24 protein-coding genes are annotated in these 24,066 nt (G+C 55.7%); 18 read left to right on the top strand and 6 right to left on the bottom strand.

Features of this window, described 5'->3' with window-relative positions:
• Both SH421x_RS05800 and SH421x_RS05805 read right to left on the bottom strand, forming a co-directional pair.
• A complete protein-coding gene (locus tag SH421x_RS05800; RefSeq protein ID WP_488854457.1) occupies nt 1-546 on the bottom strand; it encodes a hypothetical protein in 546 nt (181 codons plus the stop codon).
• The gene (locus SH421x_RS05805) at nt 536-1,123 is read right to left on the bottom strand and encodes an RNA polymerase sigma factor (RefSeq protein ID WP_488854458.1); all 588 of its coding nucleotides are present in this window, start codon (nt 1,121-1,123) and stop codon (nt 536-538) included. Before SH421x_RS05805 ends, SH421x_RS05800 begins: the two co-directional genes overlap by 11 nt.
• 461 nt (nt 1,124-1,584) lie before the next feature.
• On the opposite strand from SH421x_RS05805, the gene glgA reads away from it, so the two are divergent.
• The 5 genes from glgA (at nt 1,585) to SH421x_RS05830 (ending at nt 8,475) form a co-directional block, all read left to right on the top strand.
• Entirely contained in the window at nt 1,585-3,090 is a 1,506-nt protein-coding gene (glgA, locus tag SH421x_RS05810) for a glycogen synthase GlgA (protein ID WP_488854459.1), read from the top strand.
• Between the two features lie 147 nt (nt 3,091-3,237).
• Entirely contained in the window at nt 3,238-4,239 is a 1,002-nt protein-coding gene (locus SH421x_RS05815; protein WP_488854460.1) for a galactose-1-phosphate uridylyltransferase, read from the top strand.
• Between the two features lie 127 nt (nt 4,240-4,366).
• Nucleotides 4,367-6,538, top strand: a complete 2,172-nt coding sequence (locus SH421x_RS05820; protein WP_488854461.1) for an alpha-amylase/4-alpha-glucanotransferase domain-containing protein — start codon at nt 4,367-4,369, stop codon at nt 6,536-6,538.
• A gap of 34 nt (nt 6,539-6,572) precedes the next feature.
• On the top strand, nt 6,573-7,073 hold the full coding sequence (locus SH421x_RS05825) for a hypothetical protein (protein ID WP_488854462.1): 501 nt from the start codon (nt 6,573-6,575) through the stop codon (nt 7,071-7,073).
• Nucleotides 7,074-7,206: 133 nt separating this feature from the next.
• On the top strand, nt 7,207-8,475 hold the full coding sequence (locus SH421x_RS05830) for a purple acid phosphatase family protein (RefSeq protein ID WP_488854463.1): 1,269 nt from the start codon (nt 7,207-7,209) through the stop codon (nt 8,473-8,475).
• 71 nt (nt 8,476-8,546) lie between these two features.
• Here SH421x_RS05830 and SH421x_RS05835 read toward each other — a convergent pair whose 3' ends face one another.
• Nucleotides 8,547-9,059 (bottom strand): DinB family protein, encoded by a 513-nt coding sequence (locus SH421x_RS05835; RefSeq protein ID WP_488854464.1) that lies wholly within the window; start codon nt 9,057-9,059, stop codon nt 8,547-8,549.
• 136 nt (nt 9,060-9,195) lie between these two features.
• Here SH421x_RS05835 and SH421x_RS05840 point away from each other — a divergent pair, with 136 nt between their 5' ends.
• From SH421x_RS05840 to SH421x_RS05865, 6 genes are all read left to right on the top strand, one after another.
• Nucleotides 9,196-9,990 (top strand): DUF4198 domain-containing protein, encoded by a 795-nt coding sequence (locus SH421x_RS05840; RefSeq protein WP_488854465.1) that lies wholly within the window; start codon nt 9,196-9,198, stop codon nt 9,988-9,990.
• Between the two features lie 39 nt (nt 9,991-10,029).
• Nucleotides 10,030-10,815, top strand: a complete 786-nt coding sequence (locus SH421x_RS05845) for a DUF2185 domain-containing protein (RefSeq protein WP_488854466.1) — start codon at nt 10,030-10,032, stop codon at nt 10,813-10,815.
• 23 nt (nt 10,816-10,838) lie between these two features.
• Nucleotides 10,839-11,603 (top strand): energy transducer TonB, encoded by a 765-nt coding sequence (locus SH421x_RS05850; protein ID WP_488854467.1) that lies wholly within the window; start codon nt 10,839-10,841, stop codon nt 11,601-11,603.
• A gap of 37 nt (nt 11,604-11,640) precedes the next feature.
• Nucleotides 11,641-12,093 carry a hypothetical protein gene (locus SH421x_RS05855; RefSeq protein ID WP_488854468.1) on the top strand — a complete coding sequence of 151 codons (453 nt, stop codon included), beginning with the start codon at nt 11,641-11,643 and terminating at the stop codon, nt 12,091-12,093.
• An 84-nt stretch (nt 12,094-12,177) separates the two neighbouring features.
• Entirely contained in the window at nt 12,178-12,807 is a 630-nt protein-coding gene (locus SH421x_RS05860) for a hypothetical protein (protein WP_488854469.1), read from the top strand.
• Nucleotides 12,804-13,946, top strand: coding sequence for a nucleotidyl transferase AbiEii/AbiGii toxin family protein (locus SH421x_RS05865; RefSeq protein WP_488854470.1), 1,143 nt, complete (start codon nt 12,804-12,806; stop codon nt 13,944-13,946). Before SH421x_RS05860 ends, SH421x_RS05865 begins: the two co-directional genes overlap by 4 nt.
• A 73-nt stretch (nt 13,947-14,019) precedes the next feature.
• Here SH421x_RS05865 and SH421x_RS05870 read toward each other — a convergent pair whose 3' ends face one another.
• On the bottom strand, nt 14,020-14,754 hold the full coding sequence (locus SH421x_RS05870; protein WP_488854471.1) for a 3-keto-disaccharide hydrolase: 735 nt from the start codon (nt 14,752-14,754) through the stop codon (nt 14,020-14,022).
• A 288-nt stretch (nt 14,755-15,042) separates the two neighbouring features.
• On the bottom strand, nt 15,043-16,575 hold the full coding sequence (locus SH421x_RS05875) for an AAA family ATPase (RefSeq protein ID WP_488854472.1): 1,533 nt from the start codon (nt 16,573-16,575) through the stop codon (nt 15,043-15,045).
• A gap of 519 nt (nt 16,576-17,094) precedes the next feature.
• Between SH421x_RS05875 and SH421x_RS05880 the strand changes: the two genes are divergently transcribed.
• A complete protein-coding gene (locus SH421x_RS05880) occupies nt 17,095-17,526 on the top strand; it encodes a hypothetical protein (RefSeq protein ID WP_488854473.1) in 432 nt (143 codons plus the stop codon).
• A gap of 299 nt (nt 17,527-17,825) precedes the next feature.
• Nucleotides 17,826-18,347 (top strand): hypothetical protein, encoded by a 522-nt coding sequence (locus tag SH421x_RS05885; RefSeq protein WP_488854474.1) that lies wholly within the window; start codon nt 17,826-17,828, stop codon nt 18,345-18,347.
• Between the two features lie 66 nt (nt 18,348-18,413).
• Here SH421x_RS05885 and SH421x_RS05890 read toward each other — a convergent pair whose 3' ends face one another.
• Nucleotides 18,414-18,596 (bottom strand): hypothetical protein, encoded by a 183-nt coding sequence (locus SH421x_RS05890; protein WP_488854475.1) that lies wholly within the window; start codon nt 18,594-18,596, stop codon nt 18,414-18,416.
• Nucleotides 18,597-19,334: 738 nt separating this feature from the next.
• Between SH421x_RS05890 and SH421x_RS05895 the strand changes: the two genes are divergently transcribed.
• From SH421x_RS05895 to SH421x_RS05915, 5 genes are read left to right on the top strand one after another with little or no spacing between them, the layout of a single operon-like run.
• Nucleotides 19,335-20,276: a DUF1559 family PulG-like putative transporter gene (locus SH421x_RS05895; RefSeq protein WP_488854476.1), complete on the top strand. Its 942-nt coding sequence runs from the start codon at nt 19,335-19,337 to the stop codon at nt 20,274-20,276.
• A 48-nt stretch (nt 20,277-20,324) separates the two neighbouring features.
• Complete coding sequence (locus SH421x_RS05900) at nt 20,325-20,825, top strand: hypothetical protein (RefSeq protein ID WP_488854477.1); 501 nt, start codon at nt 20,325-20,327, stop codon at nt 20,823-20,825.
• Nucleotides 20,826-20,874: 49 nt separating this feature from the next.
• Nucleotides 20,875-21,978: an ABC transporter substrate-binding protein gene (locus tag SH421x_RS05905; protein ID WP_488854478.1), complete on the top strand. Its 1,104-nt coding sequence runs from the start codon at nt 20,875-20,877 to the stop codon at nt 21,976-21,978.
• Nucleotides 21,975-22,121: a hypothetical protein gene (locus tag SH421x_RS05910; protein ID WP_488854479.1), complete on the top strand. Its 147-nt coding sequence runs from the start codon at nt 21,975-21,977 to the stop codon at nt 22,119-22,121. Before SH421x_RS05905 ends, SH421x_RS05910 begins: the two co-directional genes overlap by 4 nt.
• A complete protein-coding gene (locus SH421x_RS05915) occupies nt 22,118-24,055 on the top strand; it encodes an iron ABC transporter permease (protein WP_488854480.1) in 1,938 nt (645 codons plus the stop codon). The genes SH421x_RS05910 and SH421x_RS05915 overlap by 4 nt, the downstream gene beginning before the upstream one ends.
• The last annotated feature ends 11 nt before the right edge of the window (nt 24,056-24,066 follow it).

A 24,066-nucleotide genomic window follows, 5' to 3' on the forward strand; every position in this document is an offset into this window, starting at 1 on the left:
TTAAAGCGAAACAGCGACGGAAGCGGTCTCGTTCTGCATCAAGTCAAGCAGTGCGTCGAGTTCAGCAGCGTTGGGACCTTGTTGTGAAGGGGGCTCGGCCGGCAACGAAACTGGATAAACCTGCGGCGAATACTCCCGAGGAGCATAATCAAGACTAGGAGTGACCGCCAAACCTGGGGAAGTCGGCATGCGGGAAGGAGTTGGTTGGTTCCAAACTAGCGCTGCGGTGACCAAAACGACCGGCAGCAGCCAGAGCAGGGGAGTCCAGGCCGCCAAGCCAAAAGCCGAAAGTCCGCGCGTCGGCGAGGCCAACTCAGAGCGCTGCGCTCGTTCGGGCCGCAGCAGTTCGCGTTGCAGGCGATCGGCGCGATGCGACTCGTGCAGCCGGGTCGCGTCACAGCGCAGCTGATCGCCCAGCATCAGAAGATCATCCGGCAGCGCCACCGATTCCCAGGCTTCATCGCTGAGTTCCGCGGCAGGCATCTCGGTTTCGAGCAGCGCGTCATCGTGCTCGTCAGGGTCAAAAATTCGAGGTTCAGATGGCATCGGACTGTCTGTCTCCAGTTGAGCGAGGGCTGTCTCCAAGTTCGCGAGGGATTTCGCGTAGTTGGCCGGGGCTATCGGCAACCAGCTTTCTGAGGGTACCTAAACCATGGAAAATGCGGCTTTTTACCGTTCCCAGGGGGCAACCAAGGATATCGGCGATTTCTTGATAGGGGAGTTCTTCACCAAACCGCAGGACAATCGCCTGACGCTGGCCATCCGGCAGCTCGGCCGCCAGACTCCAGAGGCTCCGCTTCCATTCTTCGGAGACGACCGGCACATCTGCTGCGACCGCTGCAATCGGGCCATCCTGACGTTGGGCCAGCTTCTCGGTTTTTTCCTGATGCATTCTTCTTTTTCGCCGTAAACGGCGCTCCAAGTTCAGCAGAATGCCGTACAGATAGGTGTATTGGCTGCTGCGTCCTTCAAACTTGGTTGGGTCATTCGCGACGATCAAAAAGACCTCTTGGGCCAAATCGTCCGCGTCCCAGGCATTGCCAGACATCAGCAATGCCGCCCGGTGAATCCGGTCGAAATAGAGGGAAGTCAGCTTTTCGACATCAAGTCCGCAAATTTTCATGAAAAAAATTTCTTGAAGCTTGGCTGGTAGGTTGGTATTCCAAGGCGAAGTAACGCCGCATCGGTTTGGATTTAACGGTATATTAATGCCCTGCAATCATGCTCCCGCCTTTGTTAGTTGTCGGGCCGGGCCCGATCTCACCCTACATACGTTAGTGCCCTCCCTGGTGGCGTAAGTTCAAATACGCAGACAGATTGCGTAACTTGCCCGCTTCACCGGCGTCCAATTAGATGGATTTGCAAGTAACCCAATACTGTGCAACACTTTAGCCAAATGAGAAACAAGTTGAGCGGCGCCCCCGCAAAATCGACGAAGATTTCGCAAAGCTTTTGATCTGCGCATTTTTCGGAATCCCCCAATCTTCCCCGTTGTATTTCCGAGAGCTGCGTTCGTGTGTTATTGTTTTCTGCAACTTTGCTGTCTCCACCTTCAGATAGCCCCGTCCCAGGAGTTTGGCGACTTTGAATATTCTACTCGCCAGCAGTGAGGTTTATCCGTTCGCCAAAACAGGCGGATTGGCGGACGTCTGTGGTTCTCTCCCCTTAGAACTACGTCGTTTGGGCCAAGATGTCGCGGTAATCATGCCCGCGTTCCGGCAAGCCTTTACTTGCGGTCAGCCAATAGAAGAGCTGCCTATACATTTTGATTTGCCGATCGGCAGCAAGGTCGTCAGCGGCCAACTGCTAAAGAGCTATTTGCCCGGCTCGGATGTTCCCGTTTACCTGGTTAAGAACGACGAATACTACGATCGACCTCAGTTATACCGCGAAGATGGCGAAGATTACCAAGACAATTGCGAACGATTCGTCTTCTTCTCGCGCGCCATCCTCGAAGCGATTCGCCTGTTGGATTTGCCGGTCGATGTGATTCATTGCAATGACTGGCAGACCGGGCTTGCGCCTGCCTATTTGGACATTGAGTACGCAGCGACGCACGGCTACGAAAAGATCGCCACGCTGCTGACGATTCACAACATGGCTTACCAGGGCAATTTCTGGCACTGGGACATGGTCCTGACCGGGCTCGACTGGAAATATTTCAACATGCACCAGATGGAGTTTTATGGCCATCTGAACTTCCTGAAGACCGGCATCGTCTTCGCCGATTCGATCAGCACCGTTAGCCCCCGTTATGGACAAGAGATTCAGAGTAGTCCGTTGGGTTGCGGTCTGGAGGGAGTGTTGCGCGATCGAGCTTCGGTCATGTCAGGCGTCGTCAACGGCGTCGACTACGACAAATGGAACCCCATGACCGACGACGCGCTGGCCGTCAACTTTGGCGTTGATGATTGGGAAATGGGCAAGCCGGCCTGTAAGAAGGCGCTGCAGCAAGAGTTCAATTTGCCGACCGATCCCCAGGCGCCGATCATCGGCATGGTGGGACGCATGGCCGATCAAAAGGGTTTTGATCTGGTCGCTGAAGTGATTCAAGAGTGGGCGCGCACGCGTAACACGCAGTGGGTCATCTTGGGAACCGGCGAGCCGGGCCACCAAAACCAGCTTTCGACCTTGGCCCAACAATATCCGGACAAAGTAGGCGTAAAAGTAGAATTTTGCGAAGCAAAAGCGCGGCGCGTCGAGGCGGGCGCCGACATGTTTTTGATGCCCAGTTTGTACGAACCGTGCGGCTTGAACCAGCTTTACAGCCTGAAATATGGCGCGGTGCCGGTTGTCCGCGAGACCGGCGGGCTTGCCGATACGATTACGGACACGGACGAAGAGACCTTGGCGGACGGTACTGCCAACGGGTTCAGTTTCCGGGAGTACAGTTCGCACGCTTTGGCCGAAACGCTCCAACGTGCCTGTCGCATCTATCAAAGCGACAAGCCGACCTGGAAAAAGATCGTCGACACAGGCATGGCGCAAGACTGGTCGTGGAAACGAAGTGCGGCCGAGTATGTGCGGCTGTTTGAAGAGACGGTTGCCCGCAAGCAGCAGATGGTGAGCGGTAACAAGAAAAAGCGCTAGAGCGCGCCGCAACCGATAAAACGCGTGCCACGGCTCTGTGAGCCGTGCTGAAGTTCGTAGGAACTTTACTCAAACGCACACGGCTCACAGAGCCGTGGCACGCAAGTCGGTAGGGATTTCGCCGCAATTTACGCGTAGACGGAGCTTATGAGCGAGATTCGCCGCGATCCTTTGTTGGGCTATGAAGTTGCGATTGCTGCTCGGCGCGCTGAGCGTCCGCAGCAGTGGGATCATTCGCCCCCGGTCGCAAAACTGCTCGCTTGCCCCTTCTGTGAAGGGGCCGAGCACCTGGCTCCACCCGAGTTGTGGGCTGCCCGCGCGGAACATTTGCCGGACAATGGTCCCGGCTGGCAGGTTCGCGTTGTTCCCAATCGCTTTCCGGCCTTCGACATGGACGCTGAGCCAGACGAAACGCCGAGCGACGATGCGTTCTTCCCACAGCAGTCGGCCGCTGGTTGGCAGGATGTGGTGATCGAGTCACCCGACCACCGGATTAGTTTTTCGGATTTGCCGCCCGAGAACGCCCGGCTGACGTTTGTCGCCTATCACGCTCGGCTGAATGCTTTGAAAAAGGAGGGGCGTTACGCGTATGCTCAGGTCTTTAAGAACGTAGGCGCGGCCGGCGGCGCATCGCTAGAACATAGCCATAGCCAGATCATGGCGACCGCACGAACTCCGCTACGTGTCCAGCAAGAGTTGGATGCGAGCCGCGATTATTTTCAGCGTTTTGGCCGCTCGTATTGGGCAGAGTTGATCGAACGCGAATTGGCGGCAGCCTCGCGGATTGTCTATGCCGATGAAGAGTTTGTCGCGTTCTGTCCCTTTGCGTCTCGTGTGCCGCTAGAGACCTGGATTTTGCCGCGGCGACCGGATAGCGACTTTTGCGGGGTCGATCTTACACGATTAGAACAGCTTGCCCAGCTTACTCAGCGCTGCGTGTCACAAATCGAAAAAGCGTTAGAATTCTCCGCTTACAACTATCTGATTCACACGACACCGTTTGACATAAATGCGCAGGCTTACTATCACTGGCGTTTAGTGATTCTGCCGCGCGCAACAACGCAAGCCGGTTTCGAGTGGGGAACAGGGATGTATGTCAATCCTCTTCCGCCGGAACGAGCAGCCGCGCTGATGCGAGCGGCGCAGTAGGGCGGATCCGCAGCGTTGCAGCCACCAAAATAACGGCCGCGACATCGAAAAGCTCTCACCACGGCGGCAGTATTGCCGAGTAGTCAAGACAGCAGTCGCACTCACCTTTCTCTTGAACGACCAAGCGATGAGCAATTCGATCCGCCTGTGCCTCGTGCTTCACAATCATCAGCCGATTGGCAACTTTGACGGCGTCTTTGAACAGGCGTATCAAGACAGCTATCTGCCGTTTTTGGATGTTTTTGATCGATTTTCGGATGCGATCAAAATTGGTCTGCATACCAGCGGACCGTTGGTGGAATGGCTGGACGTCCATCACCCCGAATATCTGGATCGACTTGCCGAGCACGTGCGTGCAGGCCGCATCGAGATCATCGGCGGCGTCTTCTACGAAGCAATCTTGACGATGATCCCCGGTCGTGACCGCGTGGGTCAGATCCGCAGCTATACCCAATGGCTCGAAAATCGCCTCGGCGGATCGATCGGCGGCATGTGGATGCCTGAACGCGTGTGGGAGCAACAACTAACCTCTGACATCGCCGAGGCGGGGATTCGCTATACGCTGTTGGACGACTTCCATTTCAAAAATGCAGGCATCCAGCAAGACGATCTGTATGGTTACTACGTGACCGAAGAAGCGGGGCAACTCCTCTCGATCTTCCCCGGCAGCGAACGGATGCGTTACTTGTTGCCGTTTGCTCCGCCGCAAGATACGATCGCCTATCTAAAGGGAATCGCTGAGAACCATCCCAACAGCGTCGTCGTGTTTGGCGATGACGGTGAGAAGTTTGGCACTTGGCCTGACACCAAAGCCCACGTCTACGATCGCGGCTGGTTGGCCGACTTCTTTACGGCTCTCGAGAAGAACAAAGATTGGCTGCACGTCACCACACTGGCCGAAGCGGTCGATTCGCTGCCGCCGCGCGGCAAGGTCTTCCTGCCGGAAGGCAGCTACCGCGAAATGACCGAGTGGGTGCTGCCGGTCCCGCAACAAGTCGCCTACGAAGACCTAGTGCATGAGCTTGAACACGAAGCGAATTGGCCCCGCATCAAGCAGTTTGTCCGCGGCGGTTACTGGCGAAACTTTAAAGTTCGCTATCCCGAGACGGACGAGATGTACAGCCGCATGATGTCGGTGAGCAAGCGCCTGGACGCCGCTCGTCGCAAGAGCGACATCGATCAGTCGCTGCTTGATCTGGCCCAGACCGAACTGTATCGAGGCCAGTGCAATTGCAGCTATTGGCATGGCGCCTTTGGCGGGGTCTATCTGCCTCACCTGCGCAACGCCGTTTACACCCACCTGATTGCCGCCGACAACATCTTGGATGCAGCAGTCGGGCAGCCAGCGTCCTATGTCGACGCCGAAGCGGCCGACTTCAACTTTGACGCTCGCCAAGAGATCAAGTTGGTGGATGAAAAGCTGCTCGCCTTGTTCGCTCCGGCTCAGGGGGGGATAATGTACGAGTTAGACGTTCGTTCGATTTGCCACAATTTGCTGGCTACGCTGACGCGCCGTCCCGAGGCGTACCATCGCAAAGTCTTGGCTGGTCCTTCGACCGCCGGCGGCGATGTCGCCAGCATTCATGATCGGGTTGTCTTTAAGCAGGCAGGGCTCGATGAGCGCTTGCAGTACGACTCGTATGCACGCAAGAGTCTGATCGATCACTTCTTTGACAATGACATCGCACCAGAACTGGTCGCCAACGGCGAAGCCCAAGAACGCGGCGACTTTGTCGAGGGCGCCTACGAAGCGAAGATTCGCCGCAACCCGGATCGCATTCAGGTGCAGATGTACCGTGAAGGGAACGCGTGGGGCGTGCCGCTGAAGATCACCAAGGGGGTGACCATGTCGGCCGGTAGTTCGACGCTGGAAATCGCCTATCTGATCGAAGGGGTTCCGCAAGATCAGCCGATGCACTTTGCGGTGGAGATGAACTTTGCGGGGCTGCCGTCTGGCGCCGATGATCGCTACTTTCATCAAGGCGGAGATCAACTAGGGCAACTCGGGCAGCGATTGGATCTGCACGAGACGACGATGCTAGGCATGACCGATCAGTGGTTGGGGATCGACATTCGTTGGGAGGCCGATCAGCCGACCAGCGTCTGGACCTTCCCGATCGAAACGGTCAGCCAGTCGGAAGGTGGCTTTGAGTTGGTTCATCAAAGCGTGGCGTTGATGCCGCATTGGTGGATTCAAGGCGACAAAGAAGGGCGCTGGAGCGTGACGATGAAGCTGGAAATCGACACGTCACTAGCTGAAAGTCGAATGCCGTCTGCGGAGGTAGCGGCGACGACGTAGAACTTCCAGCTTGGTCCCCGGCGGATCCAAGGCAATGGTTCATGCGGATAAGATTGCTCAATCGCTCAAGACTCTTTTGAGCGAAGCGCTGGAAGGCGGCAAGCCTGAAGGTAGTTGGTTTATCAATCGAAACGACCCCGGGCTGATACGTCTGCTCCGGCGTTACTCGGCTCTCGAAGCTTCGACCCCGCCGGCCCCTGGTCGGATGCCGATCGTCGCCCATGCCGAACATCTGCGGTATCACCTGTCGCTGATCGAAGCGACCTTGCGCGGCGAAACCGACGCGTTTGCAACGGCCGATTGGTCGGCGGCTTGGCAATTGCAAACGATTCGCGACGCCGATTGGAACGCGTTAATTGCCGAAATCGACCGACTCGGCCACATCTGGCTGGAAGCATGCGAAACGCCGCATGCCTGGGATCAGGTGATGCTCACCGGCGCTTTCGCGTCGATCGCTCATTTGGCGTATCACATGGGCGCGATTCGCCAAATCGCATTAATCAACGAATCGCGAGAAGTGTCATCGCTCGCTTGATTGGCTAGATGATTGATTTGGGGGGAGAGACTTTACTCCCAACCCCGCGGCGGTTAGACCAGAGGTATCACCGATCTGCCAGACTTTTAGGATTGCGCCCAGACCGGCCACTTTACCTTGAGGAGATACCAGCATGGGCGAAGCTTCTGCTCGCACGGATCGCCGAGATTTTATCACGCAGCTCTCAACGCTTGCGGTTGGTGCTGGCGTATTGACTGCCTGTTTGTCGTCCGAAACTCAAGCTGCAGAAGCTACCCGTCCAGCGCTACCGCAGCCCGGGCCCCCAGTTTTGCAGAACCCAACTGCTACGACGATGTCAGTCGCTTGGTCGGTTGCCGGGCTGGCGACCGGTTTTGTGGAGTACGGCGAGACGCCTGAATTGGGAAAGCGGGCCTCTGCGCCAGAAAGCGGCCTGAACCCGCTCAGCACGCACTTTCTACAGGCTCGCTTGACCGGGCTGACGCCAGGGCGGAAGGTCTATTACCGAACGGTGACCACTCCGATCGAATTCGCCAATGCCTATCAAATCATTGCCGGAGCGCCGACTGAGAGCGAGATCTACGCGTTTCAAACGCCCAGCGATCAGCCGGTCACGGCGTCGTTCGCCGTGATCAATGACACGCACGAAAAGCTGGAAGTGCTGCAAGCGGCGACAGCTCTACTAGCAGCAGAGCCAGCCGACTTGACCATCTGGAACGGCGATATCTTTAATGACATTCGCAGTGATGATCAGATTGTCGCCCAAGTGCTGCGTCCTGCCGATTCAGCGTATGCGGCGACCAAGCCGGTGCTGTTTACCAGCGGCAATCATGATGTGCGCGGCTCGCACGCGCGAGCGTTGTCGTCCGCGATGCTCGATTGGCCCGATCAGGGTGCACTGGGGCGCAACTTCGCCGTTCGTCAGGGCCCGCTGGCGCTGGTCGGTTTGGATACCGGCGAAGACAAGCCCGACGCGCATCCAGTGTTCGCCGGCTTGGCCAATTTTGAGCCCTATCGCGCCGCCCAGGGAGATTGGCTGGCCACAGTGCTAGAGCGGCCGGAGATCGCCGCGGCCCCTTATCTGGTGATCTTCTGTCATATCCCGTTGTGGGGACGGCCAGGCGATAACCCCGGCGATACGCTGGAAGGATATGCCGGATATTGTCGCCAGGCGCAACAAGCTTGGCATCCGCACTTGGCCAAAGCAGGCGCCCAGTTGCTGATCTGCGGTCACATGCATCAGTTCCGCTACGACGAGCCAAACCAACAGCGGGCCTATGCCCAGATCGTCGGCGGCGGTCCCAGCTTAACAGGCGGTACGATCTTGCGCGGCAGCGCCGATGCAAAAGAGCTGCTGATCACCGCGAAATCGTTGGATGGCAAAGCGCTGGGCGCGTGGAGGATTCCTCCGCGGCAAGGATGATTCGACAGAGAATCACCCGCAGAGAAAGCGATCGCCAGCTGCGAGCGCTGTTCTAAAGGGGAAGAAAACGCTTAGCCGCGGCGGAGTGATTTGCGGTTCTCTTTCACGTATTCCAGATGATGGTGGACGTGATTGATCGCATGCAAAACCAAGTGCCGCATCGTGAGCGTGCCGAGATCGGTCAGCGTCGCTTCGCGATTCCACGCGTCGCGCGGTAATAGTCGTAGCGTGCGAGCCATTTGCCGGCGGGTCGCGTCGATCAGTTGCAACTCTTCTTCCAGGTCATGGTGTTGATAGTCCATCGCATCGTTGTAGCGATAGCCGTCAACTTCCATCAACTCTGGCCGATCGGTCGCGGCGGTGCGCTTCATGCGGTCAGCATAAAATTGCTCGCAGTCGGCGATATGGCAAACGACCTCCAGCGTGCTCCACGTGTCATCCACCGGTTTGGCGGCGATTTCCTCGTCCGTCATGCCAGCGATTGCGTCGCGGATTTCTGTGGCCCCTTTTTGGTAGGCCTCGATCAATTCTTCGATCGAAAACTCCTCGTGCCGGGGAAGCACCGGAGCAGTAGCGGTAGGCATTTCTTCTTGGTGGGTGGTGGGCGGATCGATCCTGACCGGCGCCGCGGGTATCATAGGGGAAAGTACATCAATCTAATTCTACGGCTGCATTTAAAGGTCGGCCGTAGATTTTCTCGGTTTTTGAGGGTTTCTGCGAATGTTAGGGCGTGCACTATTATGCTTATTGTGCCTTTCGACGCCGTTATTCGCTCACGATACGTGGGTCGAAACCAATTCCAATCTAATCCGAATCGGAGACGCAATCTATGTCGATCTCAAGCTCGGCAATCACGGCAATGATCATCGCGATTTTAAGTTGGCGAGCAAGATCGATTTGGCGGGTTGTTCGCTGAATATTGTCGACCCCTCTGGTAAGGAGTTCGACCTGATTCCTGAGCTGGTTGACGTCGGTTACGCCCCCAAAGAAGGCTACTGGAACGCCAAGTTCGCTGCCGCCAAGCCGGGGCTTTATCTGGTCTCGCATGCTTTGGATAAGATCGTCAATCACGGCCATCCGGTTCGTAGCCTGAAGAGTGGCAAAACATTATTCCTGGTCAGCGACACTTTGGACAAAGTCGCCGAAAACCTCGCAGGCTTTGACCAGCCGCAAGGTCATCCGCTAGAGCTAGTGCCGCAAGTCAGCCCCGTCGCGCCGATGGGTCCTGGCCAACCGATCAGCGTTCAACTGCTGCTTCGCGGCAAACCGCTATCTGACACGCTCGTCTCCTTTATCCCGCGACGCGTCACGTTGAAGCCTGGCTTCGACGAAACCTACGAGCGCAAGACCGACGCCCAAGGAATCGCTACCTTTACGCCGACCACCGGCGATCAATATCTGATTGTCGCGCATCATCATGCGGCCGATGAGAAAACAGCCGACTACGACGAGACCGCCTATTCGGCGACGCTCACCATCCGTGTGCCAGAGATCTGTCCCTGCTGCGGCGAGTAGTCGCCGCTTCCAAGTTGTTATCGAAGGAATCGTAAACGAGTGACCGAAAAGAAGTTTCATTTGCCGGCCGATAAGATGGAATCCTTGGTTGAAGGGGAGGGAGGCTGCATCGCGACCGATCGCATTACCGTGGACGGATTGCCGGTTGGTTACATGTATCGTGAGCCACCTGACAATGACACAGATAGCGGTTGGCGCTTCTTCGCCGGCGACGAAACCGACGAGTATGTGAATCAGGCGAATAACTTGGAGGTCTATGACGTCAACACGATCGCCAACTATGACCGTGACGTGATCCCGTTTCTGACGTCGCCGATCGGCAGCGCCTATGCCCGCGAAGGGGACGATGGCCAACTGATTGCCGTTGATAGTCCGTTTGAAGCCGATGAACTGTTGCATCCTGACTTTCCGATTATCGAAGTCGGCCCGTTTGCGTTGACCGATCGTTGGTCAATCGAGTTGCCGTTGCGCTTCAATCAGCGTTTAGAAAAAGATGGACAAATGGTTCTTTGGCGCCCCGGCGTGACGATCTACGCCAGCGTCTGGGGCGTTCCAGAAGATGGTGACACCGCCGCCGACACGCTGCGTGAGTTGACCAAAGAACGTGACTCGGCCGCGTTTGACTTCCAAGAGCTGCAAGATGGCAAGTTGCTGCGAATCTCCTACCGCTTGGTCGAAGATCTTGAAGGCGCCGAAGTCGATGCGCTGTACGGGTTTGTCGCCGACGCCGATGGTTACGTCCATCTCGCGATCTACTTTGACGCTCCAGAAGATATCGAAGTTGCGATGTCGGTCTGGAAAGGGATCTCGTCCGCATCCTCATAACTCGCTTGTTTCAGTCGGATAAAATGTTCGCTCGGACTTCCAGCATTTCCTATTTCACCAGCATCTCGCTGCATATCGCGGCGGCTGCTGCGCTGGTCTCTTGGAGCATTCAGCCTTCGGATTGGCGGCATCAGGTCGATACCGGCGGAACCGTCATGTTGACCGCCACCATGGCTTCCGCCGCTGCCGAGCCGATCGAAGCGCCAGCCATCGAAATCGAAGTGGTGGAAGCCGATCGCCCGCCGGCCGAAACGGTCGAAACATCGCCGCTCGATCTGCACAAGCAACCAACCGCGATTCCGCTGCCGACGGCTACGTCAGAGGTGATCTTTACTCCCCGTAGTGCGCCGGCCACGATGTCTCGCAGTCAGGCGTCTTACCAGGCGCCTGCCCAGCCGAGAGAAGCGGAACCGCTGCCGCGCAAGGATGCCGCGAAGCAGCCCTCTCCCGAGTCGGCAGTTGCTGAAGCCGCTCCGCCGTCCGTCGACAGTGTGGCCGGCGCGCGGATGGATATTCCTCCACAACCGGCGCCCAGCAATGCGGCGCCTAGCTATCCGGCGGCTTCTCAATCGCGGCGCGAAGCAGGTCGCGTCTTGATTCGCTTGAACATCAACGAGCAGGGTAAAGTCACCGCGGCCAAGGTCCATCAATCGAGCGGCTTCGCGCGGCTCGATCAAGCGGCGCTCGCCGCCGTCCGGCAATGGACCTTCACGCCGGCTCAAAGCGACGGTGAAGATGTCGCGACGCAAGTATTGGTTCCGGTCTCTTTTTCACTAAAAGCGGGTTAACAGTAATCGAAAGCGCAGGGCGATCATGAATCAGAGCATGTCTAGCTGGCGATTCACGCCTCTGCTCTTTCTCCTGGTTCTCGCCGGTTGTAGCGCCTGGAATCGACCAGCGAAGCCGCCGCAAACTGCCAGGCTGACCTCGCAAGAGATCGGTGATAATACCGAACTCTTACGACAAGAGATCGAAAAACGGATCGCGGACAAAGACTATGCCGCTGCCGTAAAGCTGGTAAATGCGTGCAATGTCGATGCGATCGTGGGATACTCTGTAGCGGCTCAAGATCTTCGCTGGATGGCGGTGTACGAATACGGCTTAGAATTTCCCGGTCTCGCTGACAACTTGTGGATCAACGCCAAGCCTAGTGACTATTGGGTTCTGCCGGGTACACAGGACGCAGTTGAGGACGTTCAGTGGCAAGCGACGGCCACAAAATTTGCGGCTCAGTACAATCGACTTCTGCAAGATCATGATAAGCCGCCGGCTAAATAGGATTCGCTGGGTCTACATCCCTAGCGTCCCTTGCCTCGGAATAGAGCAAGGAAAGAGGGAAACGATTAACAGATCGGAGTCGCCGTGTTGCTGCAACTTCCACCGGATCGCAAGTTTGAAACTCATGTGACCCTTTCGGGTTCCAGCGATGACGCTTTACGACAGGGCGAGAGGTGGGGAGCGGATCATGGTTTCAAGTGGACGCACATCGTCCTGACCGCCGGGCTTTGCGCGTCCCAGCCGATGCTGACCTTTCGAGATACTGGTTCGCTTGAGCGACAATTGGAGCGGGCGCGCATGATCAGCGACGCCATGCGGTCGATCGACTTGGAAGTCATCCGCATCAAAGTCGAGTGCGAATCGTTAGACGTTGCACGGTTTTTCGACGATTCGGTTTCGGTGTCTGAGCATGCGGGTTACTTTGAGCATCATGTCAAATTAAAGCTCGACAGGGATTCAGATCTGGAGATGCTCACGCAGTTGCTCAGCAGTCACGGCGCCCAACTTTCGACCAATGCTCGACGTCAGTTGTCCAATGGAGTTGTTGAACGATTTGTAACGCAGCGAGCCTACAAATCGTCACAAATCGAAGCGATGAATAGGTGGAGTGCGCTAGTCGCTGCACTGGAAGCGAATGCGTACTGCATTCTTGAAACGGAGGACGAATACGTGCTCTTTGACTCCAATCTTCACTTGGACGCAGGGTGGCTATGAGCGATACTTCCAATGACGGTTTTAGCCAGCTTGTTAGACGATTCTTTGCACGGATGGTTCTCGGCAAGGATTTAGCGAAATTTGTGAACGAGCCGGACTCGGCTGCTGACTTGCCGGCATGCTCGCCGACTCGCAATGTCAGTCTCCCCGCCGAGCCTGTGGAGCGTCAGGCCGAGCGAAAGAATCTGCTGTCGCGTTCCAATGTCGATTGCCAGCCAAAAACCTTAGCGGCCGAAACGCAAGACGCCAGCTTGAATCGTCCAGTTGTGTTTGATCCTGCGCTGAGGCATTTCTCCAGAGCACTGCGTGGAGGCGAACCGCAGTTTGCCACGCCGCAAATCGCTGCGGCATGGGATCAATCTCGACTGCAAGTTCTGCATCATGTTTTGAAGACGATTGAAGCATCCAACCACTCTGCATCACTCGTTATCCGTGGAAGTATCTTGCTGGCGACTTGGTTGGGGGACGCTGCTCGTAAGCCGGGTGACTTGGATTGCGTTGTTCTGCCTGCTCACTGGAAGGTCAGCTACCAAGCATCGAAAAGGCTGGTCGATGACCTCATTGAACTGCTGCAAGGCTCGCAGGCGACCGATACGATTCAGATTCCCGATCGATTGTTCGCTTCGGAAGAGATCTGGACCTACGAGCGGGCTCCAGGGCTGCGAGTCATTGTTCCCTGGGAAGACTCGCTGCAGGGTTTCGGCGGTACGGTTCAAATTGACTTTGTCTTTGGTGAAGAACTGCCGAGTCCCCCATGTCGCTTGCGTGTTGTTGTCGGAGAGCAATCGCCTGTTGAAGTTCTTGCAGCGACGGCCGAGCAGTCGTTGGCTTGGAAGTTGCTTTGGCTCTCTACGGATGACTATGCAAACGGCAAAGATCTGTATGACGCTGTCTTGCTGGCGGAGCATACGTCGATCGATCTGCAACTGCTAAAAAAGACGTTTCAGCTGTCGGAAGATCCGCCGTCAGACCGCTTCAAGTGGTTTAATCAGACGCAGTTAGAGCAGTTGTATGTCGAATGGGAAGATTTTCAAATCGAGTATCCCCACATCACCGGCTCCGCTGATGCGTGGAAGCAGCGACTTGTTCGAGCCTTAGACTCGCTCTGGAAGCAGGTCGTCGATTCGCTCCGCGCATAAAACAAGGCGTGCCGTAACAACGCCCTGTTTCTCTTTGTTTCGCTTTCCGCTTTCCCGTTTCCGCTTTTCTGTCTTACGGCAGTTCGCGGATCCGAAGATTGCGGAACTCGATCGGGCTACCTTCTGACTCTAGGCACAGATAACCGGTGGCTGGCACGGCGTTTTTGCCGCCAGAGACTTCTTCGCCGTTGACCCACAAGCGGACTTCGCCGTTGATCGCGCGAACGTAATAGTGATTCCACTCGCCGAACCCTTTGCTGAGCTCCTTCGAGGGAAAGCTGCGTTCGCCGCTGGGGGACAGCGGCGGAAAGGGGGTCAGCTTGGATTTGCCGACGGGGAAGATATCGCCGTTGGTGCTAAACCAGTCCCCCTCTTTGCCGGTCGCATTTTTGTAGGAATCTTTATAGCCGTGATCGAGGATCTGCACCTCGATGCCGCCGGCCGGCAAACCTGGCTTGGTCAGCTTTTCGACTTCGGCCGGAATGGTCCAGACAAACACGCCTGAGTTGCCGGCTGATTTCAAATGCTTCCACTCGACCACGAGCTCAAAGTTGGTGAACTCTTTGTTGGTTCGCATCACGCCGACCGGCTGGCCGGTGCACTGGATGCCGCCATCTTTGAAAGTCCAGGTGTCGTCTGCGCAATTGACGTTCTGAAAGTCCTCTTCGCCCAGCGATCGCCAGCCGTCTCCCTGACCATCGATAAACGCTTTGGGAAGCGCGGTCGAAGCGGGTTCTGCGGCAAACGCCAAACCCCAGGAGAGAAACGAAACAGCAAACGCGGCGGTGAGTTTGGATGCGATGTTCATAGGCTCAGATTAGGTCGATTGGTGACGGATTGCAAGCTTGTGCAATGGAAATCCGCTGGGCGCAAATGAGTGACCAGTTTTTGCCAATTGATACGTTAGGCCAGCGCTTTGTCCGCGCCAACGCGGGGGCTTTTTAAATGTCGAATGTCGAAATCAGAATGTCGAAATCAGAATGTCGAATCAATGACGAAGTCTGAAGTTCGAATGACGGAGTTCCTTGATGGCGAATTGGGCTGCGTTCGGCTTGGTTTCTTGGATCGGACTGGACTGGACCCGCGCCGTTTTTTTCTAAGCGACTGTGTGGTCCGCGTAGCTGGTGGTGGATTCTTGCTCCGCGCTGCGGATCCTTTGCCTTTGCATGTTAGGGGATAATTCAGGACGGTTTGCTGCTTCTGCTGTTTCTCCTTCTCTTGTTACTGGATGGGCTGCTGTTGCTGGATGAGTTAAGTGGTAGCGTGAAAGTTTTCCGGTCTCTGTTTTTGTGTTGTTTTTGCTCCGCTCGATTTCGCCTTGGTTGAGCATTTGATCCCAGGCCGTCTCAAACTTTGTGCCGCTGAGCCCGGTTTGGGCGCGGATCTTTGACTTGATTGCTTGTTGGGGATCGACGCTTCGCAGCGCGACGCGAATTTTGGCGCGGCAGCGCTGTTGCAGCGCTTGGGCTTCTAACGCTGGCGCCTCTTCTTGCAGCGACTCGGGATCGCGCAGCGTGACTTTCCACTGTCGACCGTCTGTGTTTGCGTTTGTGACGCGACCTTCGTCGATATCTACGCCCCATGCTCCGCCGTGGCCGGCGTTGCCGCCGACGGTCAGCCACAGGCGATGCTGTCCGCTGCCAGACTCGTACGCCTGACGCCGGTTCACCAGCAGCCATTGTTGGGCGAAATCATGCTCGGCGGCGTTGGTGATGTCGGCGATATTCAGAGCGTGCGGCAAGTTCGATTTGCGCGTAGCACAGCAAACAATCGGCGTTGCGCCAGCTTCCAAACAACAGCGGACCAGCGCTCGCAACTGCTTCGCTTGCGCCGCCCCGCGTGGCGCCGTAAGTTTCAGCGGATCGATCAAAACCACTTCTAAATGCTGACGCTCGATCCAATCACGCAACTCGGCCAAGCCTGCCGGATCGCTGGCATTGGACATGGTTAACGCCCAGTTCAGATTGGAAAGCTTGTCGGGATCTACGCCGGCGGCTTTGCTCCAGCACCGCGCCCGATCATGCAACAAATACTGTTCGGTTTCGCCGCCGATAAATCCAACGCGAAAAGGCCGATCCGCGGCGAACTGTCCCAAAAACTTGCCCCCGCTGGCCAAAGCGGCACACAAATCGACCGCCAACGATGACTTCATACTTTTGCTAGGCCCCAAGATCACCGCCGCTTCGCCCCGCGCCAGCAAGCCGGGGAGTAACCACTCGCGCGGAGGTTGCTCACGCAGCAACTGGGCCGTGCTCAACTCGCGAAACGAGCGGCTTTTCTGCGAGGCAATTGGTGTGGATTGGCCCGCGTCTGGTAAGTCTGTTTCAGTTTCGGTCAGCGGAGTCGATTCCTCCTCTTGCTCAATAGTTTGATGAAGCAAGTCAGTCGTCTGCTGAGCCGGATAACCAAGCAGAGCAGTCAGCTGCGAATCTGGAAAATCTAGTGAATCAGGCGAATCCGGTAAAAAGAAAGGGGGCGCCATCCAATCAGCGCCCAATTCGGGATGATTGGCCGCTTTTGCCTGAGCTGGATTGCACGCCATCGAATTATCGCGTGCCGCCGCACGAGCACGGGCCGCTTTGGCCCTTCTGCCCCGCGTCTTCCGCTGCGAACGCTGCTTGGTTTTCATGAGATTTACCCCCTAAAAAGAGAAGAGAAGTCCATGCAAGCAGCCCCCGAGGCGGCACGGACCAACTGGCGAAACAACAGGAAAGAATGTTTCTTTACTGCCCAATGTGTGAATACATTATTACCAAGTCCTAAGACTTTGTCAATAGTAAAAAAATCGGCGAGGAGAGGCTCCACCGAGCAAAGATTTTGCGCGCTAAGCAAATGGCTCTGGCGCCATGCTCTTACAGTGTCTTCACTGAAAGAGCATGTCTTCAATGCGGCTGATCCACTCGATCACCGTCGCAACGCACTCAAGACATGCTCTTCTCGCGAAGACGCGATAAGAACATGGCGCCAGTGCTGCAATTCGTGGCGTTTCTCAGAGAATGCGGTGGCTTTTATACTCTCGGCTAACGAGAAAAAGGCGAACAAAGCGTTGAACCGGAGTATGGCTAACTGCCGGTTTCGAAATGGATGCCGGGTTTCAGCCGCACCCGGTTAACGCAGTCGTTTCCCCCTAAGAAATTCAGACTACCCAATGGGCGCCGACATGCAGTCAATTCTCGACCGCATCAACGAGATCGTGGCGACAACCAACACGACCGACTTTCTCGTCCATTCGCTCGTCGGCGACTCGCTACTACTGATAGGCAGCTTTGACCTCTGTTACTACCATGAACTCGAAATCCGCTTTCATGACGTGAGGTATATCGGATTGCCTGTCTATGGCCTTGATTCGCCAAGACTCTCCGTGGCATCAGAAAAAGAACGAAAGGCTCACGCCCATCTTGAATTGGATGATGACGACGTGCTATTTCGCGTGCATGATGATCCAGATTTCAAGGGTGGGCATGTTTATTACGTTGCCGCGAAACGCATGTCGATATCCGAGGGTATCGTGTACCATTACATGCGTGACGACTTGAAGGACGGTGAACGTGTTGCCGAATGGGTCAAAGAAACGGGGTAACAAAGCGGTGAACGGGAGCCGGCTGGAGCTGGGGGCAAGTCAGCAGAAGGGAAGACACTGGCTGAAAAGGGCCAGTGGCACGCGAAAAGATGCCTGTTCGTCAGTGCCAACCCGGTGAAGAAAAACACCGTTGGACAGTGCCGCTCAGCCGCCACTTTTGGTCTTTTTCAGCCAGTGCTTGTGTCACCCAGTCGTTGGACTGTGTCACCCAGCGGCGGAGGCTTTAAGCTCGTGCAATTCACCTCCGCCCCCTTTTCTACGGCAATTATTAGAAATCTTTTCAGTTGTGGATAAAGTTGATGTCCGAAAAGAGCGGCAAGCAGCGTCTTGATGAGTTAATCGAAAGAGCGAAGAGTCCGGGCCATGACCCGCATTTGGATGACGCGATCACCGTATTAGAATGCCCCAAGAGACGTGACTACGTGCTTTCGCGCGGTAACGCACAAGTGTGGTTTGACCTGATCGAAACTAAATTTCCAATTAGCTGCAACAGAATCGCTTGGCGTCTTGTTCCGGGTCATCGGAGTATGCGCATTGCTGCTGAAGATGCAGTGGGGCAGGAGGTCAACCGATGGCTGTCTGATTGGGGAATTGTGGGCAATACAAGATTTGTATTGATTGGTGATGATTCTCAATTCTCCGTAGACTTGCCGATTTCGGATTTCATTTGCGTAATCGTGCAATTGAACGCAATACCACAGCATTGGTACGCAATTTCTCCTGATGGCGCTATCTGCTTCCAAATCGAAATGGAAGGCTATGTCACTTGCGGATTTTGTAAGAATTGCGAAAAGACAGGATGGGTCGACGAAGAATACTAACGGCTGGATGTCACTGACCAGCGGCCAATCCTTCGGATGCCACTGGCCTTTTTCAGCCAGTGCTCTTCATTCGGAGTGCGGCAGTTGTACGCCGCTTTTATCGAACAGTTCCTGCGGCGGAAACGATCGCTTCGGCAGACGCGGATCGACGATTCCTTCTAGGTAGAAGCGGGCGCTCGACCACTTCCAATCGATCGCTCGTCGGCAGAGCCTGCGACGAACTGGATTCTCATGAAGATAGTCGATCACCGCTTCGATCGCCGAGCATCAAAATAGAGTGGCGATGGGAGATGGTCAAAGAATAGAATCGACGTGCTGGGCTGGTGCTGGGCGCAAGTCAGTAGAAGGGAAGAGAAGACACTGGCTGAAAAGGGCCAGTGCCACGCGAAAAAAATGACTGTTCGTTAGTGCCAGCCAGCCGCCAGTTTTATTGCACAAGTCAAACAGCCAATTAGAAGTGAGAGACGGCATTTCTAAGGGCAACGGTATCGCTGCCAAGCTGAAGCTGGAGTCGGAGTTTCGGACGATATGCGTGTTGTCAAAATCGACGCGCGTGTCGCCTCGACAGACACCGGCGATCTACCTTTTGTGACTTCCAGTAGTCTCATCTCGATCACATCGGGACGGTCTGGGTGAGCATGCTCAATCCATGCTATTTATGGGCGAGGACAGCCACTCTATTGGCCTTTGTCGTGATCTCTCGCCTTGTTTTCACTTTGATCTGCTAAGCGGGGGCTATTCGGCACAGAAATTGCCTTCTTCACTTCTCTTCGGTGCTGCAAGGAAGAGTGACCGTGCTGTGAGGAAGAGTGATTGGGGATCTCGATTTCTTCCCATCCTAATCGTTGGGCTTTAAATTTCACCACTGTGCCCGATGTAGCGCGGTAACGATCAGGCACGCGAAATTTTGGATTTGAAATGCATCGTCGGGGCGATGCTCGCGGAGAACTGTGATCGTCTTTTGGAACAACAAAGAGAGTTTTTGAAATGACTCAAAACGCGTCGAAATTTCGACACGTAAAGCGGGCAGGCTTTACTTTGGTTGAGTTGCTAGTGGTGATCGCCATCATCGGAGTCTTGATCGGCTTGCTGCTGCCGGCGGTGCAACAAGCACGCGAAGCGGCTCGACGGATGCAATGTTCCAACAATCTCAAGCAAATTGGTTTGGCGATGCACAACTTTGAAAATACCTATAGCGCCATTCCTCCCAGCGCTACCGAAAATGATCCACGGTCGATCAATCCAAATGATCACGGCTTCATGAGCTTTATTCTGCCGTTTTTGGAGCAACAGAACGTTCGTGATAACTATTCGCTCGACTACGACTGGTACCACACCGAAAACCACGACGCGATTGGAGTGGACCTGACGGTGGTTCAATGTCCTTCGGCAACGGGGCCACGCCGAACCTCCGGCACGACGGACGGCATCGATTGGGTAGCGGCAACGGGTGACTACGGCGTCTTGCAAGGCTTAGATAGTTCGATTTTTAGTGCCGGGCTGCTGCCTGCGGATCATCCTCGTCCTGGCATGACGACCGATCGAGAAATGACTAAATTCGCCGAAGTTACGGACGGTCTGACGAATTCAATTCTTATGGGGGAAGATGCCGCGCGACCCGAATTTCATCAGAACGGGAAAAAAGTCGCCGACATGATTAGCACAAGCAAACCCGACTATGGCGTCTGGGCGTCTCGTCAATTCAAGATTCAACCACGAGGCCATCTACACGATGGGACCGCCTTTCCGGGACCCTGCGCCGCCAATTGCTCGAATGACCGCGGTCTCTATTCCTTCCATCCTGGCATAACCAACGTGGGGATGGGAGACGGATCGGTGAGGACGCTCAACGAGAATGTTGACATCCTCGTCTTCTATTATCTCTGCACGATTCAAGGTGGAGAAGTCCTGTCTTCTGGCGAGTATTGAGTAACTTCAATAACCGGAGAGTTTAGTTTCAGACAGGAGATGAATTCGATGCTGCGATCTTTTCTCGGCCTGACGGTCACACTTTTTTATTGCGTCTATTTGACCGGTTGCGACAGTGGGCGCCCTGGCGGTGAGATGTCTTTGTATCCGGTCTCGGGAACGATCATGGTTGGCGGCAAGCCAGCCGCTGGCGCTAGGATTACCTTGCATTCCGCCAAGTCCGTCCCAGGCCGAAGATTCTTTCCCAGCAGTATGGTTGGCGAAGATGGAACGTTTCGGCTGAGCACGTTCACCAGCGATGACGGAGCTCCGGCTGGCGACTACGTCGCCGTCGTTTTTTGGCCCGATCCGAAAGCGGTCGCCAAAGATCCCGATGGTGAAAGTGAACATGGCCCGCCCGATATTTTAAGAGGTCGATTCTCTTCGCCACATAAATCGAACCTGCACGTGACCATACCGGCTTCTCCTATTGAGCTTGCGCCGGTCGACCTGAGCGACAAAGAAGTTCGATCGCAAAATCCGTACAAGCTGACGGCAAGCTCGAATTAATCCAATCCCGTTCTCTCTTGCATTCCTTCCCTCCACGTTGAAGCTAGTAATGACCGCCGCCAAAAAGCGAGCCTCTTTGCAAATGCTCTGTGTTCGCGTGCTGACCGCCGTGATTGTGGGCGCCGTGATCGCCGCCGGTACGCTGAAGGCGCTGGGACCAACGATGCCTGGCGAACTCGTCAGCTCGGATGAAATGGACGAATATGCGAGCGTTCCTCCTGGCGCAGGGAGTCGCCCGGTGTTAGTTGTCGAGGAAGGGGTAGACTACCGCATCATTCGCCATGTCGCTGGCGAAACTCGCGTGCCTGCCAATCCTGAGCGCATTTGCGCGTTGTCCAGTGCAGACGAAGTTCTGTCGCTCGGGATCCTGCCGGTTGGCCATTCGATAGCGGACGGAAACTTTCCGGACTATTTGAAAGAAGCCTTTCGAGACGTACGGTGGATCCCTAACGTCTATGGATCCAATTTGCCAAACATGGAAGCAGTAATCGACGTCAAGCCTGACTTGATTATCACTCGTAGTCCGAGCCGGCAAACGTATAGCCAACTCTCGAAGATTGCTCCGGTGGTCGTACTGCTGGACCATCTCGACAATTATCGCCAGCGGGTGTTGGACGTCGGTACGATCATCGGCAAACGGCCAGAAGCGGAAGCGCGCGTCGCTTGGTACAACGCCAAGGTGAACGCCGCGCGCAAAGCGATTCATGCCGAGCTGCGGGGAGGTTCGATCGCGCTAATTCGGATTCGTCCCACTTCTTATCGACTGTATGGCGATCAAAAACATGTGAGTCCAGTGTTGTATGACGATCTGCAAGTTCGCCGACCGCATCTGGTAAAAGATCGAACTTGGAGCGCCGTGATTTCGCCTGAAGGGCTGCTGAAATTGGACGCCGACTACTTGATTTTGGCGGCTGACATAGAGACTGGTAGTCAGAGGAATAGGGACATCCTGTTGTCGCACCCCATTTGGCGACGTGTACCAGCCGTGAAAAGCAACCATGTATTGGTAATCCCTAAGTACCGACACTGGGCCGATGCAGGCATCCTCGGTCGAGGACGCGCGATCGAAGACGTCGTAAAAGCGGTCGCTCCTGAATCCTTGGAGAAAATCAACTCGACGGCGGACGCCGCATGGCGAGAAGCATTGCCGTGAGTACTGTGGAAACGACATCACCCCCCCACGATCCGATCCAAGATCGGCCGCTTGTGTCACGTTTTGCGCTGCTGATGATGCTGGCCGCCGGTTTTACACTGCTGGTCTTCGCTGCTTCGCTGCTTCGCTGCTCGTTGGCATGACGACCATTTCGATAGGGACCGTCGTCGAGTCGGTCATCAGCTACGATGCGGACAACGAGGGGCATCTGGTTGCGCGTGATGTCCGCTTGCCCAGGTCGATCATCGCGCTGTTGGTGGGGGGAAGTCTTGCCGCCGCCGGCGCCGTGATGCAAGGCGTAACTCGAAACCCGCTTGCCGGGCCATCGATCATGGGGCTCAGCGGCGGCGCGGCTTTGTCGACTTTGATCGCGATGATCACCTTTCCTGCGATCTCTTACAGTGGGTCCATCGCAGCATCACTAGTGGGCGCCACCGTTGGATATCTGAGCGTTTTGGGGGTCGCTTGTCTGGCGCCAGGCGGGTTTTCTCCGACGCGGATCACGTTGGCAGGAGCTGTCACGTCGTCGTTATATACTTCGATTACGCAAGGGCTTGTGATCGCGTTCGCCATGTCCGGCAGCATGATGTACTGGACGATGGGAGGGATTACGAACGTCACCTGGGACCAAGTGATTGCGATGGCGCCCTGTTTTGTCGTCGGTCTGGTTGGCGTGTTTCTTCTCGCCCCCGGTATCACCATTCTTAGTCTCGGCAGCGAAGTGGCGATTGGATTGGGACAAGAGTCCGGAAGAGTCCGCGTCTGGGCTAGTATCTTCGTTCTCTTGCTCACAGGAAGCGCCGTCGCCGTAGCGGGCCCCGTTTCCTTTGTCGGCCTGATGGTGCCCCACTTATGCCGCGGGATGTGCGGCGCTGACTACCGCCGCTTGATTCCGATGGCGGCGCTGCTGGGCGCGGCGCTCACTTCGTTTGCCGATCTAGTTTCCCGCACCGTGCTAGGGCAAGGTTCTGAACTGCCGCTAGGAATCGTGACCGCGGCAATAGGCGCACCGTGGTTTGTGTGGCTAATTCGCAGTTCGCTTCGAAACAAGCTGGATGGCGGAGTCCCTTCTGGAGGATCCAATCCCTTGGTGGCTTGGTCGGCTCAACGCGCCTATTTCATCTTGGGCGGGGCGTTGATTCTCTGCGTCCTGGTCGGATTTCAGCTTGGTTATATCCAATACTCTCCTTGGACGATTTTAAAGACATTGCTCGGACATGGAGGTGCGGAAGAGAATCTGGTGCTCTGGTCTTTTCGCTTTCCCCGCGTGGCTTTCGCAATTTTGGTTGGCGGCGGCATTGCGATCTCGGGCGCCATCATGCAAGGAGTACTCAAGAACGATCTGGCTGAACCCGGCGTGTTGGGCGTGTCCGCCGGCTCAAGTCTGGCGATTACATTAGCACTAGGCCTCTTGGGATACTCTGTGTTGGCTTCGACGTTTATCCTGCCGGTAACAGCCATTGTCGGCGCGATTGCGACAATGACGCTAGTTTGTCTGTTGTGCGCGGATGGATCTCATTCGACTGTCCGATTGCTGCTGACCGGCGTGGCTGTCAGTTCGGCGATCAGCGCGGTTGCAATGTTTGCATCGATGCAGCTAAGTTCCGAAGCACGGTCGTTTGCGATTGCGTATTCTACCGGCAGCTTGAGCGGCGCGGACTGGAACTATGTAGCTGCCCTGGGAGCGTGGTTAGCGGTATTAATTCCCTGCGTTTGGCTGGCCGCTCCCACGCTGGACGTGCTGCGATTGGGCGATCAAATTGCGACGGGACTAGGTGTTCGCGTATCGGTCAACACGCTAGTCCTGCTCTCATTGGCGGTCGCGATTGGCGCCGCGTGCATGGCGTTTGCTGGAAGCATTTGGTTTCTCGGATTGATCGCACCTCACATCGCTAGACGTTTGATTGGCGCTAGGCATGCGCTGCTGATTCCTGCCGCGGGCCTGGTTGGAGGTTCGCTATTGATTTTGGCCGACATTATTGGAGCCAATGCCGTTCCCGGAACGGAGATTCCGGCGGGAATCATGGTCTCTGCGATTGGCGCTCCTTACTTTCTCTACCTGCTCACACGTCGCTAACGAAACAAACC

Source organism: Blastopirellula sp. SH421, from assembly GCF_057808535.1.

Excerpts from the sequence above, each read along its gene's own strand:
- SH421x_RS05800 (WP_488854457.1), bottom strand. The coding sequence starts at position 546 with ATGCCATCTGAACCTCGAATTTTTGACCCTGACGAGCACGATGACGCG.
- SH421x_RS05805 (WP_488854458.1), bottom strand. The coding sequence starts at position 1,123 with ATGAAAATTTGCGGACTTGATGTCGAAAAGCTGACTTCCCTCTATTTC.
- SH421x_RS05815 (WP_488854460.1), top strand. The coding sequence starts at position 3,238 with ATGAGCGAGATTCGCCGCGATCCTTTGTTGGGCTATGAAGTTGCGATT.
- SH421x_RS05820 (WP_488854461.1), top strand. The coding sequence starts at position 4,367 with ATGAGCAATTCGATCCGCCTGTGCCTCGTGCTTCACAATCATCAGCCG.
- SH421x_RS05825 (WP_488854462.1), top strand. The coding sequence starts at position 6,573 with ATGGTTCATGCGGATAAGATTGCTCAATCGCTCAAGACTCTTTTGAGC.
- SH421x_RS05830 (WP_488854463.1), top strand. The coding sequence starts at position 7,207 with ATGGGCGAAGCTTCTGCTCGCACGGATCGCCGAGATTTTATCACGCAG.
- SH421x_RS05835 (WP_488854464.1), bottom strand. The coding sequence starts at position 9,059 with ATGCCTACCGCTACTGCTCCGGTGCTTCCCCGGCACGAGGAGTTTTCG.
- SH421x_RS05840 (WP_488854465.1), top strand. The coding sequence starts at position 9,196 with ATGTTAGGGCGTGCACTATTATGCTTATTGTGCCTTTCGACGCCGTTA.
- SH421x_RS05850 (WP_488854467.1), top strand. The coding sequence starts at position 10,839 with ATGTTCGCTCGGACTTCCAGCATTTCCTATTTCACCAGCATCTCGCTG.
- SH421x_RS05855 (WP_488854468.1), top strand. The coding sequence starts at position 11,641 with ATGTCTAGCTGGCGATTCACGCCTCTGCTCTTTCTCCTGGTTCTCGCC.
- SH421x_RS05865 (WP_488854470.1), top strand. The coding sequence starts at position 12,804 with ATGAGCGATACTTCCAATGACGGTTTTAGCCAGCTTGTTAGACGATTC.
- SH421x_RS05870 (WP_488854471.1), bottom strand. The coding sequence starts at position 14,754 with ATGAACATCGCATCCAAACTCACCGCCGCGTTTGCTGTTTCGTTTCTC.
- SH421x_RS05875 (WP_488854472.1), bottom strand. The coding sequence starts at position 16,575 with ATGAAAACCAAGCAGCGTTCGCAGCGGAAGACGCGGGGCAGAAGGGCC.
- SH421x_RS05880 (WP_488854473.1), top strand. The coding sequence starts at position 17,095 with ATGGGCGCCGACATGCAGTCAATTCTCGACCGCATCAACGAGATCGTG.
- SH421x_RS05885 (WP_488854474.1), top strand. The coding sequence starts at position 17,826 with ATGTCCGAAAAGAGCGGCAAGCAGCGTCTTGATGAGTTAATCGAAAGA.
- SH421x_RS05895 (WP_488854476.1), top strand. The coding sequence starts at position 19,335 with ATGACTCAAAACGCGTCGAAATTTCGACACGTAAAGCGGGCAGGCTTT.
- SH421x_RS05900 (WP_488854477.1), top strand. The coding sequence starts at position 20,325 with ATGCTGCGATCTTTTCTCGGCCTGACGGTCACACTTTTTTATTGCGTC.
- SH421x_RS05905 (WP_488854478.1), top strand. The coding sequence starts at position 20,875 with ATGACCGCCGCCAAAAAGCGAGCCTCTTTGCAAATGCTCTGTGTTCGC.
- SH421x_RS05915 (WP_488854480.1), top strand. The coding sequence starts at position 22,118 with ATGACGACCATTTCGATAGGGACCGTCGTCGAGTCGGTCATCAGCTAC.